Here is a 17,560-nt window from a genome sequence, read left to right as displayed (position 1 = left end):
GGTATAGGGGGTATGAGAAAATACGGTGGCACGCATTGGGTGCAACCCCCGGTCTGTGGACGCGATACGTCGGTAACATTGCGAGTGAGGGGGAAGGTGGGTCGGTTATGACGGCTTCAGAACCCCAGAACGTGGTGCTAGTCACGGTTGACTCGCTGCGGGCCGACGCACTGGGTGGTACTGACAGCGTCTCCCCAGTCATGGATTCCCTCGCCGACTCGGGCGTCGTCTTCGAAAACGCCGTGGCACAGGGGAACTGGACGCCGTTTTCGTTCCCTAGCATTCACGGGTCGCGACCGGTGTTCACCGAAAGCGAAGACATCGGTCTGGCGTCAACACCGACGCTGGCCGAGCAGGTGTCCGATGCCGGTGTCGAGACGGCAGGGTTCAACGCCGCCAACGGCTTTCTCACCGACCACTGGGGGTACGACCGCGGATTCGACGAGTTCGAGCCGTTCGTCGACAGCGGCGGCTACAGCAAGTATCTGGCGGCCCATCCGACGATTCAGGCATGGGTCCAGCTGGGAACCTCGCCGTTCCGGCGCGCCGCAACCGTTCTCAGCGGCGGGTCCGACGAACGCCCCTTCGCCGACGTGTCCCGGATGGGTGACCTCGAAGACCACGCTACTGAGTTCTTGGAGACGACCGACGGACCGTTCTTCCTGTGGGTCCACTACATGGATACGCACACGCCGTACGTCCCGGCACCACGGCACATCCGTGAAGTGTCGGACAACCACTTCGGCGTCCTCCGGATGCTCACGTCCCACCTCCGAACCGGGCTGGGCTGGGAAGTCGACGACCGGACGCTGGAGACGCTCCGGACGCTGTACGAGGCGACGGTCCGGCAGGTTGACGCCAGCGTCGGTCGGCTCCTCGACACTCTCGAAACTGAAGGCCACCGCGACGACACTACCATCATCGTCGCCGGCGACCACGGCGAGGAGTTCCTTGAACACGGTCATCTCGCTCATTACCCCAAGCTCTACCGGGAACTCATCGACGTTCCATACATCGTCTCGACGCCGGACAGCGAGCACCAGTCGGTCGAGACGCCGGTCGGCCTCGACACAATTGCGCCGACAGTGTGCGACCTGCTGTCGCTCACGCCGGCGGCGGAGTGGGACGGGGCGTCTGTCGCTCCAGCGGTCCACGGCGAGGCCATCGAGGACCGCGGTCCCATCGTCTCCGCAGCGGTCCGGGGCGAGAGCGTGACCAGTCAGCCGATTCCGCGGAACCGTGCGGATGGGGAACTCCTCCTCAGCGCACGCGACGAGCGCTACACGTACATCGAATTCACAGAATCGGGCCACCAGGAACTGTACGACCGGACGAACGACCCCGAGGAACAGGTCGATCTGTGTTCGGGCTCGACGGATGCCGACCCGCCTGCAACCGTCCTCGACCGCCTGTCGGATGCCGTCGCCGACCACCTCGCCACACTCGACAGCGACGGGACGGGGGCTGGAAACACCGAGGCATCCGACGAGATAACAGCACGATTAAAGGCACTCGGTTATCAGTAAGGCTGTATGGCGTCCGCTGTCGTCACACCGGCCCGGCGACAGCAACTCGTCCGGTTTTTCCTCGTCGGTGTGTTTGCTGCATCGGTCCAGCAGGCGCTCCTATGGCTGTTTACTGATATCGGTGGCCTGAATTACATTTTCGCAGCCGCTATCGCCATCGAATGTACGATCCTGCTACAGTACGCTCTGAACAACGCCTGGACGTTCCACCGGTCGCAGCATTCGAGCCTGCGGGAGTACGTACTCGGGCTAGGGAAGACGAACCTCGTCCGCGGGACAGCTATCCCACTTCAGTTAGGCCTTCTCTACGCCTTTGTCACCTGGGGCGGCGTCGTGCCGTTGGTCGGGAATGCCGGGGCCATCGTCATCACAGGTGTGTATCGCTACGCGCTTGATGCCCACTGGACGTGGGGTTAGACGGTCGGGACGGGGACCTCGTCGAGCACGCTCTGGATGACGGTTCCCTTGTCGACTTGCTCGACGCGGGCATCGGGCGTTAACACGAGCCTATGGGCCAGCACCGGCTGTGCGACCCGCTTGATGTCGTCCGGTGCAACGTACTCCCGGCCGGCGATTGTTGCCATCGCCCGCGTTGCCTCGAACAATCGCTGGGTCCCGCGCGGTGAGACCCCCACATCTACGCGGTAGTCGTCTCTGGTCGCCCGGACGAGGTCAGCCATGTACTGCAGCAGGTCGTCGTCGACCGTAACTGTCTCCGGAACGCTCCGGAGTTCTTTGACTGACTCCGCGTCAAGCACCGGTTCCACGGTCGGACTCTGTGTCGTTCGACCGGCACGCCGCCGGAGGAGTTCGACCTCGCCCTCGCCGTCAGGATAGCCGAGTGATGTCTTGGCCAGAAACCGGTCGACCTGTGCTTCGGGGAGTTCGAAGGTCCCCTCCATATCGACAGGGTTCTGCGTGGCGATGACAAAGAACGGTTCCGGCAGCTCGTACGTGTCCCCGTCGACGGTGACCTGTCCTTCTTCCATCGCTTCGAGCAGCGCGGACTGGGTCTTTGGCGGTGCGCGGTTGATCTCGTCGGCCAACAGGACGTTGGCGAACACCGGTCCTTCGGTGAATTCTAAGCTCCGGGACTCCTCGTTGAAGATGTGTGTCCCCGTGATATCGGCCGGCAGGAGGTCCGGCGTGAACTGGATGCGGGAGAAGGACAGTCCCAGCGCGGTCGCGACGCTGCGGGCGGTCAGCGTCTTCCCTGTGCCGGGAACGTCCTCAAGCAGGACGTGGCCCTTCGCGACGACCCCCAGCAGCACCGTCTCGAAGAAGCCGCGGTCAGCGATGACGGCACTCCCGATCTCATCGAGGATCTGACTCGACACCTCGCTTGCCTCGGTAGCGTCCATAGCCTGTCATGTTACGGGTCCGATAAAGGGGTGTCGAGTCCGAAATCGAAACCCCTAAAGAGCAAACGGCGGTACTGATTGATGAGCCGAGGTAGCCTAGCCTGGCCAAGGCGGTTGCTTCGAGAGCAACTGTCCTCACGGACTCAGGAGTTCAAATCTCCTCCTCGGCGCTTTCTAACGGTACAGTTCGCTGAGCGACAGCGCTGTATCTCTGACGGAGCATATTCGGTCGACCGCCCGTCAGGTCAGCAGGAAAATCAGCACGCTAACCGTCATGACGATGAGAATAAACGCTGCAGCCAGCGCACCGCCCATCGACACCATCGCGTTGGCAGTCGAGGCCAGCGTCTCGGTCCGGTCGTTGCCGAACACCGTTACCGTCGCCTGTTCGCTCGCCATCCCGGCCTCGACGGGCTCAAGATCGGCGATGGCCCTGTCGACGAGGTCCCCAATGAGCGCAACGATCTCCTTCTCAGAGATAACCTGTCCGACCTGATTCTCGGCTTCGACTGTGTTGACGATATGGGTGTCGCTGGTCATCACCTCCATCGTATCCACGCCTTCAGCGGCGTCGATGATGCGCTGGCGGAGGCCCGGCTCCATGTTGTTGCCGTCGATGAGTACGTACGCCGTCCGCTGGTCGTTGACCTCGAAGACACAGACCCGGATTCCGAGCGGGCCGATACCCTCCTCGGGCTTCCAGGGGGTTTCATCCCAGGCGACGCCACAGCGGAGTTGGCCAGTTTCGGCGTCTGTGAGCAGGCTTCCAAGCTGTCCAGCGCCGTGAAGCATATCGAAGGACCGCTGACTGCCGGGAACGACGTGGCCGAGGTCGTCGCCTTCGAGCCCGTCGTTGCAGTTGTGTGCGTCGACTAGAAGCACGTCGTCGAGCCCGTCGGCCCGCGCTTCCGACATCGCAGAGAGTCCCACGGCGTACTCCACGTCGTCGGCACAGCCCGGCGCGTACGTGTTCACGACGAGCGCGTCGGAGCCAAACGCCTGTCCCGTCAGCGTGGCCTCTCCCTCGGTGACCCGGTGTCCTGCCGTCGCTTGGCTGTCGTATTCGATGTTCTGGTACGCAGTCTCGGCCGTCGACAGGATCTTGTCGACTTCCCGTTCGGTGACGAGGTTGAAGTCGTGGCCGGCGGTCGCGTGTGGCGGGAAAGCAAGGCCGTCAGCCGACTCGGCGACGCGTCTGGGGAGGTTGCCACCACCGATTTCACCCATCGGACCAGGGTGAATCATCGGCAGGACGAACCGGGCTTTCTCCTCGCCGTCCGGCCGGCGGACCGACAGCAAGGTGACTGGGACGACGGCTTCTTCGCCGATCTCCTCGAAGAACTCCTCCAGTTCGCGCGTGCCCTCGGCAATGTGGCCGATGAAGCCCCGGAGGAAATCGAGTGCGGAAACACCCAGCGAGGAGCGCCACGGTTGGTCGATAACGACGAGGAATAGCCAGACTGCCAGCGCATAGATGACACAGATAACCGCGAGAATGATGAAATCCTCCGGGATGAACCCCTGTACCTGCGGGGGGACCTCTTCCGGGCGGGAGAGGTACTCCCGGAGCATCGGGTCTTCGAGGATGAACGCGGTTGCGCCGCTGTATATCGCCAGCAACACGGCGGCAGTGACTGTCTGGACGCTCGCCGGAATCGTCGCTTTCAGCAGCGAGTGCCGCGAGACGGCCATCAGTATCAGCAGCCGGAAGGCGAATATCGATGCCAGCGCGACCAGCAATACGTCGAAGACGAAGTTCTGGCCGAGGCGGACAGTAAAGACGGCGATAACGCCGGCGATGGTCAGCATCGCAATCGTGATGAGCTCACAGATGACCGCAAGCAGGGTGGCGCGGTTCGGGGTTAATTGTCCGCCCAGCTGCCGGTCGACCCACGGCGTCACGGCACTGGCGATTGAGGTCGGCAGGCCGATAAGAAACACGCCCTGCCAGGCGTCGTCGAGGATGAACCGCGAATCGAACGCAACGATACCAGTCATCGCCGCGATGACCAGTGCAAAGGCCAGGCTCGTATACCAGGTCGGAGCCCTGAAAATAAACCGCGAAAGACTAGCGAGATTTCCCTGTGTCGCCGTCATTTATGTATCACATCCTACGCGTGAATATAAAACCAGTTACATCACGCTGCAGCGATTACTGGCGAGCGACAGACTGCTGGTCACAGACCGACAGGAAGTTCTCGAACACTTCCTCGCCCTCTTCGGTGTGAGCGACCTCTGGATGCCACTGGACGCCGTATATCGCTTCGTCTGTGTTGCTCATCGCCTCGACGCCACAGACATCGGAGGTCGCGGTCCGCTCGAATCCGGGCGGGACTTCCTTCACTTCGTCAGCGTGGCTGGCCCACACACGCGTTTCGGGATACAGCGAGCCGAGCAGCGGGTCGTCATCATCGAGGATGTCCACCGTCACGTCCGCGTAGCCGCCGTACTCGCCGCCGCCGACCCGACCGCCGAGTTCGTCAGCGATGAGTTGCATCCCCAGACAGATGCCGAGCACGGGCACGTCGAGATCGAGATACTCGGGGCAGTTTCCGATATCGTCCATGTCGGGGCCGCCGGAGAGAACAATGCCGTCGGCGTCGATCTCCTCTGGCGGAGTCGTGTTGTCCCTGAGCGAGACATCGACACCCATGTCACGGAGCGCGCGCTGCTCCAGATGTGTGAACTGTCCGTGATTGTCGATAACGTCGATTCGGGTCATTACTGACGCGAAGGCTGCGAAGGCGTATATATCTCCTGATGCGGTCGACGGTTCCCTTTGCGACTGGCTTCAGGGCCACTCTCGAAGTGTTTGGCGGATCTCGTCGAGAACTGTCGGGCCACACAGTTCCAGCGTCACGGTGTTGCCGTCGTCCGAGGTTGTGAGGTGCACTGCCCCGCCGTAACTCTCGACGATCCACGTCGTCAGCCACAGTCCGACTCCTTTTGAGTGGCACAGTTGCGTCTCCACGCCGCTATTGAGGACATCCCGTTCGTGCTGTGGAATCGACGGACAGTTATCCCCGATGTGGACGAATACGGTTCGACCGTGTTCTTCGACTGAGATATACAGTGTCGGGGTCTCTTCGCAGTGGACGACTGCGTTCTCGATAACGTTCCGGAGCACGGTGTCGAGCATCCAGTCGGCGTACACCCGCGACTGTTCAGGGAGGTCGAGTTCAACAGTTGCCTCCGGAGTCGACTGCGTGATCTTTTTTGCCTGTTCTCTGACGCATGGCACGAGGTCAATCGGCTCCTGCGCACGGCGGTCCGCATCGAACGCGAACTCTATCTGTCTCGCCTTCTCTGTGGTAGCGATGATGCCATCGATAGTTCCGCTCAACTGCTCGACATGTGCGCGTGACTCGGGCCTGCCGCGCTCTGCCGTCTCCCGCTGCAATTCACCGAGGTGTCCGAGTGCGACATTGAGGTCGTTCCGCAGGTCATGCCTGAGGACTCGAAACAACACTTCGTTGCTCTGGGCGAGGCGGCGTCGAGACCGCCGGAGTTCCAGCAGCCACCCGAACAAAATCCCGCCGAACCCGCCGACTGCGACCCCGCTTGCAAGTATCGACGGGATCATCGAGGACTGCGGTACCGGGGCGAGCAATACGACGATTTTGATAACGGTAAACAGCGCGACACCCAGCCCGCACCACTCCGCGGCAGTCCATATCTGGTCGCCAGACAGTCCACTCACCGGTAGCCAGTAGTTCGCTGCTACCAGGGCTAGCGCCGGTGTCAGCCCCACGCCGAGGATGACCACGTCTACCGGGGACGGCCGGACGATAGACATGCCGTGGGCGAGTAATGCGCCGGAAATCACGACGCCCGTTGCGACGACATATCCCGTCCCCAGCGACTGTTTCGTGAGCGCTGGAGAGGTCACTTTAGTAACTGGTTACTACGTGACTACTTATCTGTGCGGCAGTAATTATCAAATAAGATATTTAGAATCACTCCGAGTCGTCATAGCGGTCGGCCGCCGATTCGAAGCCCAGTTCGGATTGCTCCTTAGAACGGCGCTGTTCACGCTGTGCGATGGCTTCGGGGTCCGGGTTCGCGTCATCGTTGATTCGCGCCCACGACTGATGAATCTTCGCGTGACACCACCGGCAGAGAAATACCGTTATTTCGTGAGATAGCTCGTCGCCGCCGTCGCGGTACGAGAGATGGTGTTCCTCCAGCAGCGGTCGGTCCGCAGAGTGGGCCATCCGTCGCTCTTCAAGTCCGCAACGAACACACTCCCGGTCGTGGTTTCGGGAGCGGAAATGCGGGCAGTCGGCCCAGTCCCATTCCGGCTCCGTGTCCGTGTCATCTGGCGCAATTGCTGCCGGACAGCGAAAGTCATCGGCGCTCCGGGCATTGGCGAATTCGGGGTCGTGACGGCCGTGTTCGCGCGCCCAGCGACACTTCCCCTCGCTGGTGACGAAGTCACACCGCTTTACATGGTCGTACGGGTCGTCAACGCCGACGGATGTCCCCCCGGGAGCCTTTTCCATGCGAGGTAATGAGTGTCCGTGCCCCCTCAAATCCACCGTTCCGACAGAAGACTTTTTGCCTGCCTACGACTTCGGCGGTGGTATGCGGCTCGTTCACGACCCCGACGGCGCGGCACACCCCCTCGCAACGGAGGTGGAGTACGCCGAGTCGATACTCGAACAGGGACGGGGGCTGATGTTCCGGTCATCAATTCCCGACGACTACGCGCTCGTCTTTCCCTTCGACCACGCGAGCCGACAGTTCATCCACATGCTGTTCGTCCGGTTTCCGCTTGATGTGCTCTGGCTCGTTGACGAGGAGGTCCAGGCTGTCGACACCCTGCAACCCTGGCGCTCAATTGGCTACGCGACCGCAGACACTGTCATCGAACTACCCGGTGGCGCGGCGTCGGACGTTTCCGAAGGTGACACGGTCCGTCTGGAATAACGAGTCTCAATAGCATGGGTCGTGGTAATCAGTTCCGTCACCTTTTAGACCGTGAAGAGTAGAGTAGACACCACTATGTCGGAATACCCGACGGAGGATAGAGGAAGTCGCCGCGAGGCGGCTGGCCGCGAAATTCGTGGCGCGTGATGGAGCATCTTCTGTGAGTCAGAACACATTGTTCGAGGGGCACCCAGCGATGCGTGCGCTCTCAGATGTCGGTGAGGTACAGTTTCTCGACACGACGCTGCGTGATGGCGAGCAAGCCCCCGGCGTGTCGCTGACGCCGGACGACAAGGCCGATATCGCCCGCTCGCTCGATGCGGCGCGTATCGACGTCATCGAAGCCGGGAGCGCCTGTACCGGCCCCGGCGAGCGCGAGACGATTTCCCGCGTCGCGGGGCTTGACCTCGACAGCACTGTCACCAGCTTCTGTCGTGGTATCCAGAACGATATCGACCTCGCGCTTGACTGTGGTGTCGACGGCATCAACCTCGTCGTCCCGGCCAGTGACAAGCACGTAGAGCAGAAGGTCGGGACCTCCAAGAGCGAAAACGTCGACAACACCGTCGAACTGGTGGAGTACGCCGTCGACCACGGGCTCTGGGTCGAGGTCATCGGCGAGGACGGCTCCCGAGCCGATCTGGACTACCTCGAAGAATTACTCGGAGCCGCCGTCGAGGCCGGCGCAGACCGCATCTGCTGGGCCGACACCGTTGGCCACGCGACGCCGGACCGCGCGCTCGAATGCGTCTCCCGGCTCTCGGACCTGGGTCCGGTGAGCACACACACCCACGATGATCTGGGGCTCGCAGTGACGAACGCTCTGGTCTCCATCGCAGCGGGTGCGGACCTCGTCCACGGGACGATAAACGGCATTGGCGAGCGCGCCGGCAATGTCGCCCTTGAAGAGGTCGCCATTGCGCTCGACCATGGCTACGGCGTCGAATCGATGGCCCTCACCGAGGTGTACGACCTCGCTCAGCTCATCGCCAACCGGACCGGCATTCCGCTGGCTCCCAACAAGGCGGTTGTCGGGGAGAACGCCTTCACGCACGAGTCCGGCATCCACACCGACGGGACGCTCAAAGACGACTCGATGTATGAGCCGTACCCGCCGGAGAAGGTGGGCCGCGAACGCCGACTCGCGCTCGGTAAACACGCGGGCCGAGCCGGTGTCGAGGCGGCACTCGACGAGCATGATGTCGAGGTCACCGATGACCAGCTCTCGGAGATCGTCAGTCGCGTCAAGGAGATCGGCGACCGCGGCAAGCGCGTCACCGACGCCGACCTGCTGACCATCGCCGACGAGGTAACCGACGATGCGCGCGCCCGCCGGGTCGAGCTGCTCGGCCTAACTGCCGTTTCCGGCTCCGATACGCCGACGGCGAGCGTCCGACTCTCGGTCGATGGCGAGGAACGAAAAGAGGCAGCAGTCGGCTCCGGGCCGGTCGATGCCGCGATGAACGCTGCCGAGGTGGCACTGTCCCACACCGCCGATGCGACACTCGAAGACTACCACGTGGACGCCATCACCGGCGGGACGGACGCGCTCGTTACGGTCGAAATCGAGATGTCACGCGGCGATGACCACGTCGTTGTCTCCGCCAGCGACTCAGACATCACGCGGGCGTCTGTGCGCGCAATGGTCGATGCGATGGACCGCCTTGTCGCCGACGACGAGGAACCGCTCGTCGCCGACGACTGACGGTACGACAGTTCTGTTTTAAATACGTAGAATCAGTTCGCACCTGTCCGCGGACCACGGAACGTCGCTTTGTTACTTGTGTCCGCGGCTGGCTTCGTGGTACTGGAACACTGTTTCCATGCCCTGCACCAGCGCGTCAAGGTCGACACTATCCGTATCGAACTCGCGGTCACGCACGGACTGATAGATGTCGGCCCACCGGTCCCGGAACCGTGCCTCGAGCTGCTCGGTTTTGATTTTGTCGATGAGTTCGGCTTTCCGGTCAGGGTTTTCGAGTTCTTCAGGTGTAACGAACCCTTCTTGAAGGGCCAACACGACGATTCCCGCAGTGTAGTCTCCTTCCTTGACCTCTCGCTCCCAGGTCGTGAGCCAGTTGCCGATTCGGGCCATCTCCTGCAGGTCCCAGATGAGGTCCCGGACCGTGCCGTAGTCCGCGAGATCGAATTCCGGCGAGTACATCAGGTCAACGGCCGCGTAGGGGAACATTACCATGTTATGTGCCCCATAGGTTTCGGCCCCGCTGAGGTTCGCAATCCGTGGGTTCTCGTTGACGACGGCGCTGTAATCCATCGCGTTTAGCGTCTGTCGCATATCGTAGGTGAACACGTCGTAGAACTCCTCAACACGCGGTGCGTCAGTCAGGCCCCCCTCAAACTCCCGCCATACACGCTCGATAAAGGAGAAATATTCCTCGCTTACCGCTGCACGACTCGGGTCCACGGCTGACGGGTCCTGAACGAGGCGTCGGGCCTCTTCGAAGGTGTCTCGGTCCCCGTCGTTCTCGACGATGTCGTCCAGAATCGTGACGTACATCGTGAGTATCGTCTTTTGTGTCCGGACGTGGTCGGCGTGATCCGGGTGGACAGAGGAGAGCGTAAACTCAGGGAACAGCGAGTAGATCCACTGCCAGAGGAACCGATCACGCTCGCCACAGATCCGTTCGTACTCGTCTGCCAGTTCTGCAACCTGGTCCGGGAGACTGGTTGTCCGAACCTCTTCAAGAAGGTCCTGTGCATCAACCGCCGGTGACTCAACACTCATTGTGACTGCCTCCCGATAGTTGCACCCTGAATATCGACACAGGCGGTAGAATAATGTCCAATTAACTGGTGTTTGGGTGCTTCTACTTCTTCAGATTGAACGGTCACTGCCTTGGCGCTCTTGCCCGACTGCGAGTCGGTTCCGATCAGTTGGTGTCCACGGTCCATACATTTGAGAGGCAAAGTTGCGCTTATAGTGGTACTGACGTGTATGCTGCTAGTAGTATATTATTAACAAAGTAGTTGGTCAGCTTTACTCCGAGTTACGTACCAGTTTTTCAATTGCTACCACAAAAGAAATATCTACTTACTGAAATATAGCAGCGATCTGTGGGTGATATGTAAAAATAAAGTGACAATAATACGTTTGCTGGCGGCAATATCTCTCTAAATAAGGTCACACAGCGCCAGCAGAACAGTCGCGCGAGTTATGCCTCGAGTTCAGTTGCCACCGAGCCGCCGCGGGACGGTGTCACCAGCACCGAACGGTTCCCTTCGACTTCGATACGACAGCCAGCCATACTGAACACGACCAGCCCGTCAGGACTCGTGGTGCCGTCCGTCTCGGGACGGAACAGTCGGTCCAGCGCATCAGGGTCGATACAGTCACTGATTCGGTCATCGAGGTCGACAGGGTCGATACCCAGCGTGTCGGCTACGGCGTGGACGATGGTTTCGCTCAGCGGTTCATTGGGTGTCGGTCTGTAGACCAGTTTTGCCTGGGACATGATTCGTCGCTGTTTGTCTCTTGATCAGTGGTTCAAAAGGTGATTGTGGCTATACAGATACCGCCCGCCGGACTGGTCACTAGTAGTATAGCGCCGCTATCAGCTATCGCCGAACACGAGTTCGAGCAACTTTCGCTCGCTGACGCGGAGGTGCCGATTGACCGTCGGCTGTGACACGTCTAAACTGGCCGCGATTTCCTGACCAGTCGTCTCCCGGGGCCAGTCGAAAAACCCACTCAGATACGCCGTCTGAAGGACTTCGAACTGTCTATCGGTGAGTTGCTCCTCCAGTGCCGACCGGACCGTCTCGTCTCGTTGACCGTCGGACTGTGCGCCGTCACGGCGCGCGATCAGTGTGACGTTCGCGTAGCGCTCGCCGAGCTGCTCGACGAACTGCCGGACATCGGTTTCGCCCGAGACGACAACTGTCACAGTGAGTCCATCCGTTGACGTTCGGATCGATTTCAACCGCCCGCCCTGCTCCAGTACCGTCTCTGCAACGGTCTGACCAGTCACGACGACCTCGTAAAACCCGTCCAACTGGTCGGTCGAGATCGACCGCGCAGTGTCGACACGAGCCATCGAGACTATCTGCTCCTCAACGACAGCGGGGTCACAGTCCGAGATAGCGAGGAAGAGACGGGTCGCACCGTCGCTGCGCTGTACGGCCCCTTCACAGATGACCGGGGCACCGACCTGGTCTGAGAGGTGGGTCAAGAAAGACTGTGGGGCCGACAGCGATAGTTCGAGCTCGACGGTCCCGTCGCCGGCCCGCCGCTGTCGGGACTCAACCTCCTGTATCGCATTCGCGATGGTCTCGCCGAGTTCGGCAAACACCTCCTGAAGCATCTCGCCGAACCCGTCTTCCTGCTGGGCGTACACCGTCAAGACACCGTAGACAAAATCGTCGTATTCGAGCGGAATGCTGAGTGCTGACTGGAATTCTCGGGAAAGTGCCTCCGTCCGCCAGTGGTCTCCTCGAAGGTTATCCGCCACTGATGGGACGATAGTCATCGCTTCGGACTGTGCAGTCTGGACGGCCGGTGGCCCGCCCTCGCGCTCCAGCGACAGCGAGATGGCGTCCAGATAGCTGGCGGTGTCGCCCGCCCACGCTCTGGGGACGAGTTCCGTTGCATCCTGTCGGCCGAGCCAGGCGAAGGAGAACCACTGTGACTCGGCCAACTGGTCACACACCGCCTGCTCTATCTCCTCGGTGGTCTCCGCTTCGACGAGCACCTGATCAATCCGGCGGATGATGGCATTGACTTGCTTGAGCCGTCGCAGCTCCCGGTTCTGTTCGCGGCGCTCGGCCTCGCGTTCACGGAGCGTCGTCTCGCGGTCCACACGTGCGAGCGCGGCCTCTGCGCTGGCGGCGAGCAGATCTACCATCTCGCGTGTTCTGGCGTCGCTGTGTTGCTGGCCCAGTTCGATGTAGAACACGCCGTGGTCTTCGAGCGGGAGGCAGAGCCGCTTCGCGTCCGCCGTGACCGGCCCCGCCCCGAGGTCGATGCTCTCGCCGGGGGGAACTTCGACAGCGCTGTCCTGCACGAACACATCCCACGCTGTACTCTCGCCCGGGCCGATCGACGCGCTTCGGTCCGCGTCGACGTCGCCGACGCTGCGAAGGGTGTTGTCGCTTCGGTCGAACAGGTATATCTCCACGTCGGGGAGCTCCAGCACGTCGACGGCCGTGTCGAGTATCTGCTCGGCCACGGCCGTCTTGGTTTCCGTATGTAGCAGCTTTCTGGTTGACTCGTGCAGTGCCGCGAGTGTCTCCTCGAACCGCTTCCGGTCAGAGATATCTCGAACGACGCCGACCTGCCGGTAGCTCCCGTCCTTGCGGTCGTACGTCGTGAATTTGGTTTCGATCGGCAGCGTGTCCCCGTCAGCGGTTCTGAGGTCCGTCGTCAGCGTGCCCACATCGCGCTCGCCCTCGATGAACTGTCGCGACATCTCTGCGGCCTCCTCGATGACGGATTCATCTGCCAGCAGCGTCGCGTTCGACCCGACCAGCGTGTCCTTATCATAGCCGGTCATCGACTCGACGGCACTGTTGACCGTCTGCATCGTGAACGCCTCGTCAAGTGTGTAGATGCCGTCCTCAATGGTCTCGACGATCCGTTCGTACTGTTCGAGCATCTCCGTCCGCTCGTGGCGCTCGGTGATATCGTGGACGATTCCCAGATACAATTCTTCGCCGTCCCACTGCTGGGGCTCGAAGGCGATTTCGACCCACCGCTCCGTGCCACCAGCAGAGCACGACGACGTTAGCGGTGTTCCCGGTGACTGACTACAGTGGGCTCTAAGGTCAACGTCATCCAGACCTGGGAAGAACGTCCCTATCTGGCTTCCAAACACGTCCGATGGGTCCGAGTCGAGGAGGTCACAGAGGTGGTCGTTCCCGGTCCGTATCTCCCCGTCAGCGGCAGAAACGACCACTGGCTCGGGCATTCGCGCGGCGAGCGTCTCCAACAGCACAGGAGGGGACTGCTGTGCCGGTGTGTCGCGTGCCGCTTGTTCGTTCTCATCCGTTCCACCGACCGGCTTCTCCATACCGTTTCACGGCACTTGCCATGGGAAAGGTTGCTTTCAGTATACGTACCAGAACACGAAGAGTGCGTGTCCGTTAGGTCCGGATACGTCTCAGTCGCTCCCGCTGCGTCGACTGGCGAGGTGAACCACGTCTTCGAGGCCAGACACATCGTGGTCCGGTGTCACGTCGAGTTGCGTGTCGACCCGATGTGGGCGACGAATAAACGCCGAGTCGATCCCGGCCCGATGTGCTGCCTCGATGTCGGATTCGTTGTCGCCGACGAACAGGGCATTACTGACGTTGAGGTCGTCCATCGCCCGCTCGATGTAGTACGGCCGCGGTTTCTTCCGGCGGAGGCTCTCGACTGTCGGCTCGCGTGCCCAGACGGTGTCGAAGTAGTGGCCGATATCGAAGTGCTCAAAGGCGAACGCGACGGTGTCGCGCTGATTCGAGGAAACCACACCCAGCGGGCAGTCTAGCCGGTCGAGCACAGATACATCGGCGTATGGCTGTTTCTCTCCGGCCCGGATAAGCGCCCGCTGGACCGCGGTCAGGGCCTCGTCACGAGCCCGGAAGAACCGCTCGGGGTCGATATCGTACTGCGTACAGATGTCGGTGAGCTCGGGCACTGTCACACCGATGCTCATCGCCTCGACGTGGGCTGTCGACGGCGAGACCACGCCCAGTTCCTCGAATGCCTGGCGCGCGCCGACGTAGTGTGCATCCATGTCCGTCAGCGTCAGCAACACGCCGTCGTTGTCGAAGATGACCGATTCGTACCCCATCACGTACTTTCAGGGCGGACAGACGCAGAAAGGTTTCGCGTCCTCACAGCCCGAGATCCTCACTGCCACTCCCGCTCTGGTCGAACTGCTCCGGCGATCGCCCGGCCTCGTCGATAACATCGTCTGTCACGACGACCGGACAGTCTACCCGGAGGGCAATCGCGATGGCATCCGAGGGGCGAGCGTCAAATACCATGTCCTTGCGCCGGTCGTCGGTGTACTGTTCCGCGTCGATCTTCCCGTAGAAGGTCCCGTCGGCGAGGTCGTCGATACGGACCCGGTCGATAGCTCCCCCGAACTCCGTCACCATCTCGACCAACAGGTCGTGAGTGAGCGGGCGCTCAAAGGGTTCGCCGTCGATAGCCAGTTGCATCGACTGGGCCTGGTCCGTGCTGACAAAGATTGGGACGATCTCCTCACGTGCACGGAGTAGAACGACCGGCGTGCCGCTCCCTTCCTCGCTGACACCGACGCCGACCCCTTCGACCGTGGCATCGTGTTCCATGAACCAGTGTTGGGCTCGCTGGTATGAAAAGCTACCCCGGCGGCGGTTTCAGGGGCCTGTCCCGTGCGCTATCATCTGACCGACTCCAACTATGTCTTCGTCGGCCGGGCCGGCCCCGCGACGCGCACGCCAACCATCTCACCCAGCGGTCCGATCTCGGCGCGATGACGTGGTGAGTGGGCTTTGAAGCGGGATTAAATCGAATTAAAACAGACGATAGAACACTCAAATCGGGCAAATTCGACTTAATTCGCCTTTTCGGCTTGCCCCCTTCATATGCCATCCGACCAGAGAGCCAAGCGGAGGCAACGACCACAATGAAACTCACTACGATTGCCGGCGGCCTGCTTGCCGTGCTCGTCATCACGGGCTCGGCGGCGGCACTTCCCGGCGCAGCAGGCGCACAGGCTGATGACCACGCGGACAACGCACAGGCAGACAACGCTGCTGAGCAAGCAGCGAACGACACTGAACAGGCAGCGAACGAAACAGCGAGCGCTGACGAGAACACGTCGGACGGCGCCGCCTCGGCGTCTGACCGTCGCGGCCCACCTGCTGACGCCGGCCAGGCAGGCGACCAGCGTGGCCCGCCGTCGGACCTCCCCGAACAGGTCCCTGATTTCGTCAGCGAGATTCACACGCTCATCGGACAGAAGCAGGCCGGCGAACTCACGGGTGATCTGGGCGCACAGATCAGCGACCTGACCCCCGGTGACGAGAGCGACGCGGCCGAGAACGAAACCGAATCGCCGTCTGAGAGCGGTGGCGCGGACGACGCTGCTGCGGAGTCGACTGAGGACGCGGCTGGAGACGATGAGCAGTCCACTGACGACGACAGCGACGCGTAATCCCCCTGACCTGACGGCTCTTCACCCGCCGAGTAATCAAGCGCGGTTTTTTTGCTTGCTGAACTCTGAGTGATGGGTATGGATGACACCGCCGAGTCCAGCGTCCGCGCTGGCGACGGAACCCGTGACCGCACGACGGCAGACCTACTTGCGGGTGACGAGGACTCGTCGGCGTCGGAATCGTCGGGTGAGATGAACCGGAAGCGTGCTCTCCTGTTCGTCTCGCCGTTTCTCGCTATCGGGCTGTTTGATCTGGCCCTGCTACTTGGCTGGGGACTGGACCCGCTGTGGGGGTTCATGATTCTCCCGCCGATACTGTTCGTCTCAGTGCTTGGCTGGATCGCGTTCCGAACCGGGTTCGCGAGCGACCGGACCGGGGACCCAGCCGCCGATAGCCACGACTGACCGTTCGCGGTGTCGGTAGAACACCGAGTGACTGCCCGCTTGGTTGCGGGTGCCTATTCTTCGAACAGGTCGTCGACGGCGGCCCGTGCGGCAAGGGCAGCGTCGTCCGCGACTTGTGCCTCGTCCTGACGACTGTCGGGCGCGTTGACGTACACGTCGACGTCCAGTACGCCGTCTTCGAAGGTGACAGTCACGTCGAGGTCCTCGACCGCGCCGACGTCGTACCGAGAGAAGACAACGTCTTCGGCGGCGGCTGAGGCTGTCTCGACGACCTCATCGTCTGTCGGCATCGCCTTATGCGCCGCCAGCGCCGGGGCCGCCGGCCGGACCCGCGCCGCCTGCGCCGCCGAGCATCTGCTGGAGCTCGCTCTGGAGCTCTTCGAACTGCTCCTGAACGCGCTCTTCCTGCTTTTCGAGTGTCTCAACGCGGACTTCGAGGCTGTTGACCTTCTCTTCGAGGTCGTCCTGTGCCTCGTCGAACTCGGTCTTCACGAGAAGTTCGCCGACCTCGCGGTACATGGTCGAGTCCTCGTCGATGTCGTCGAGCTCGTCCAGAGCCGTCTGGGACTCCTGGAGCTCCGTCTCGGCCTGCTGTTTCTGTGCGGCGACCTGCTGTGCTGTCTGCTGAAGGTCCTGCAGTTCCTCGAGCTTCTCCTGTGCTTCAGGCGGAAGATTACCCTGCATACCTCCAGAGTTGGGAGCCGGAGTGTTAAACCCATGCATCTAGCTCCGAACGCGGGTGCTGGCACCCCGGCCCGTTCAGGGCCCAGAATGTCCGATATCGGCGTATACCGTCCAAATTGACGGGGAGGTCAGCTCCACGCACCGATAGTAGAATGACGGGACAGTCGGCGTAACACGTTTGCGTCTCACAGCCCTTACTACAGTATGTCCCACCCGTCACCGGAGACAGCCGCTGACCCGGAGGAGTTGGTCGCTGCGCTACCGGACCCGCCGGCACCGTGGCAGCGAAGCGACGCCAACGGCGGCATCGTCGAGTATCGGATTCCGGACGACGACGGCGTCTGTGCTGCAGCCAAACTTGTTGTTCGCCCTGAGCTCTTCGACGATAGCGCGGTCCGAATCGACAGAAAACAGGGCTGCAAGGATGTCGGAACAGGGAGACATCCAGACGTTGAGAGCGCTGTCGACGTTGTTTCCACAGAGCTCTCCGCTGCGGTCGGTGAATAGCTGC

At 61.5% G+C, this 17,560-nt stretch carries 19 protein-coding genes and 1 tRNA gene; 8 read left to right on the top strand and 12 right to left on the bottom strand.

Going from position 1 to position 17,560, the window contains the following annotated elements; translation table 11 throughout:
- Window positions 1–107 precede the first annotated feature (107 nt).
- A complete protein-coding gene (locus RR_RS11610; protein ID WP_011223796.1) occupies window positions 108–1,526 on the top strand; it encodes a sulfatase-like hydrolase/transferase in 1,419 nt (472 codons plus the stop codon).
- Window positions 1,527–1,532: 6 nt separating this feature from the next.
- Window positions 1,533–1,943 (top strand): GtrA family protein, encoded by a 411-nt coding sequence (locus RR_RS11605; protein WP_007187702.1) that lies wholly within the window; start codon window positions 1,533–1,535, stop codon window positions 1,941–1,943.
- Here RR_RS11605 and RR_RS11600 read toward each other — a convergent pair.
- Window positions 1,940–2,887, bottom strand: a complete 948-nt coding sequence (locus RR_RS11600) for an AAA family ATPase (RefSeq protein ID WP_011223795.1) — start codon at window positions 2,885–2,887, stop codon at window positions 1,940–1,942. The genes RR_RS11605 and RR_RS11600 overlap by 4 nt on opposite strands.
- 85 nt (window positions 2,888–2,972) lie before the next feature.
- Here RR_RS11600 and RR_RS11595 point away from each other — a divergent pair.
- Window positions 2,973–3,057 (top strand) — tRNA-Ser (locus RR_RS11595).
- A 70-nt stretch (window positions 3,058–3,127) separates the two neighbouring features.
- Here RR_RS11595 and RR_RS11590 read toward each other — a convergent pair.
- The 4 genes from RR_RS11590 to RR_RS11575 all read right to left on the bottom strand — a co-directional run bounded on the left by RR_RS11590 (window position 3,128) and on the right by RR_RS11575 (window position 7,389).
- A complete protein-coding gene (locus RR_RS11590) occupies window positions 3,128–4,984 on the bottom strand; it encodes a DUF2070 family protein (protein ID WP_011223794.1) in 1,857 nt (618 codons plus the stop codon).
- Window positions 4,985–5,039: 55 nt separating this feature from the next.
- Window positions 5,040–5,609: a GMP synthase subunit A gene (locus RR_RS11585; protein ID WP_004957654.1), complete on the bottom strand. Its 570-nt coding sequence runs from the start codon at window positions 5,607–5,609 to the stop codon at window positions 5,040–5,042.
- 69 nt (window positions 5,610–5,678) lie between these two features.
- On the bottom strand, window positions 5,679–6,776 hold the full coding sequence (locus tag RR_RS11580) for an ATP-binding protein (protein WP_049938910.1): 1,098 nt from the start codon (window positions 6,774–6,776) through the stop codon (window positions 5,679–5,681).
- A gap of 67 nt (window positions 6,777–6,843) precedes the next feature.
- On the bottom strand, window positions 6,844–7,389 hold the full coding sequence (locus tag RR_RS11575; RefSeq protein WP_011223792.1) for a DUF7097 family protein: 546 nt from the start codon (window positions 7,387–7,389) through the stop codon (window positions 6,844–6,846).
- A gap of 82 nt (window positions 7,390–7,471) precedes the next feature.
- On the opposite strand from RR_RS11575, the gene RR_RS11570 reads away from it, so the two are divergent.
- Together RR_RS11570 and RR_RS11565 are read left to right on the top strand one after the other, a co-directional pair.
- Window positions 7,472–7,816, top strand: a complete 345-nt coding sequence (locus tag RR_RS11570) for a DUF192 domain-containing protein (RefSeq protein ID WP_049938909.1) — start codon at window positions 7,472–7,474, stop codon at window positions 7,814–7,816.
- 196 nt (window positions 7,817–8,012) lie between these two features.
- Window positions 8,013–9,521, top strand: coding sequence for a (R)-citramalate synthase (locus RR_RS11565; RefSeq protein ID WP_011223790.1), 1,509 nt, complete (start codon window positions 8,013–8,015; stop codon window positions 9,519–9,521).
- A 72-nt stretch (window positions 9,522–9,593) separates the two neighbouring features.
- Here the strand turns inward: RR_RS11565 and RR_RS11560 are convergent, their stop codons facing one another.
- The 5 genes from RR_RS11560 to RR_RS11540 all read right to left on the bottom strand — a co-directional run bounded on the left by RR_RS11560 (window position 9,594) and on the right by RR_RS11540 (window position 15,112).
- Window positions 9,594–10,562, bottom strand: coding sequence for a terpene synthase family protein (locus RR_RS11560; RefSeq protein ID WP_011223789.1), 969 nt, complete (start codon window positions 10,560–10,562; stop codon window positions 9,594–9,596).
- Between the two features lie 427 nt (window positions 10,563–10,989).
- Window positions 10,990–11,289, bottom strand: coding sequence for a HalOD1 output domain-containing protein (locus RR_RS11555; protein ID WP_011223788.1), 300 nt, complete (start codon window positions 11,287–11,289; stop codon window positions 10,990–10,992).
- A gap of 99 nt (window positions 11,290–11,388) precedes the next feature.
- Complete coding sequence (locus RR_RS11550) at window positions 11,389–13,842, bottom strand: PAS domain S-box protein (protein WP_011223787.1); 2,454 nt, start codon at window positions 13,840–13,842, stop codon at window positions 11,389–11,391.
- Window positions 13,843–13,932: 90 nt separating this feature from the next.
- Window positions 13,933–14,607 carry an HAD family hydrolase gene (locus tag RR_RS11545; RefSeq protein WP_007187695.1) on the bottom strand — a complete coding sequence of 225 codons (675 nt, stop codon included), beginning with the start codon at window positions 14,605–14,607 and terminating at the stop codon, window positions 13,933–13,935.
- A gap of 43 nt (window positions 14,608–14,650) precedes the next feature.
- The gene (locus tag RR_RS11540; protein ID WP_007187694.1) at window positions 14,651–15,112 is read right to left on the bottom strand and encodes a bifunctional nuclease family protein; all 462 of its coding nucleotides are present in this window, start codon (window positions 15,110–15,112) and stop codon (window positions 14,651–14,653) included.
- A gap of 317 nt (window positions 15,113–15,429) precedes the next feature.
- On the opposite strand from RR_RS11540, the gene RR_RS11535 reads away from it, so the two are divergent.
- Together RR_RS11535 and RR_RS11530 are read left to right on the top strand one after the other, a co-directional pair.
- Entirely contained in the window at window positions 15,430–15,960 is a 531-nt protein-coding gene (locus RR_RS11535; protein ID WP_011223786.1) for a hypothetical protein, read from the top strand.
- Between the two features lie 78 nt (window positions 15,961–16,038).
- Window positions 16,039–16,365, top strand: coding sequence for a hypothetical protein (locus tag RR_RS11530; RefSeq protein WP_004957624.1), 327 nt, complete (start codon window positions 16,039–16,041; stop codon window positions 16,363–16,365).
- A gap of 53 nt (window positions 16,366–16,418) precedes the next feature.
- Here the strand turns inward: RR_RS11530 and RR_RS11525 are convergent, their stop codons facing one another.
- Both RR_RS11525 and RR_RS11520 read right to left on the bottom strand, forming a co-directional pair.
- Window positions 16,419–16,655 carry a hypothetical protein gene (locus tag RR_RS11525; protein WP_004957622.1) on the bottom strand — a complete coding sequence of 79 codons (237 nt, stop codon included), beginning with the start codon at window positions 16,653–16,655 and terminating at the stop codon, window positions 16,419–16,421.
- Window positions 16,656–16,659: 4 nt separating this feature from the next.
- Entirely contained in the window at window positions 16,660–17,049 is a 390-nt protein-coding gene (locus RR_RS11520) for a prefoldin subunit beta (RefSeq protein ID WP_004591484.1), read from the bottom strand.
- 204 nt (window positions 17,050–17,253) lie between these two features.
- Here RR_RS11520 and RR_RS11515 point away from each other — a divergent pair, with 204 nt between their 5' ends.
- Window positions 17,254–17,556, top strand: a complete 303-nt coding sequence (locus RR_RS11515; protein WP_004957619.1) for a hypothetical protein — start codon at window positions 17,254–17,256, stop codon at window positions 17,554–17,556.
- Window positions 17,557–17,560: the final 4 nt, after the last annotated feature.

The sequence above is a fragment of the Haloarcula marismortui ATCC 43049 genome (assembly GCF_000011085.1).
GTDB classification, from domain to species: domain Archaea; phylum Halobacteriota; class Halobacteria; order Halobacteriales; family Haloarculaceae; genus Haloarcula; species Haloarcula marismortui.
This window is presented reverse-complemented; position numbering and strand designations above follow the sequence as displayed.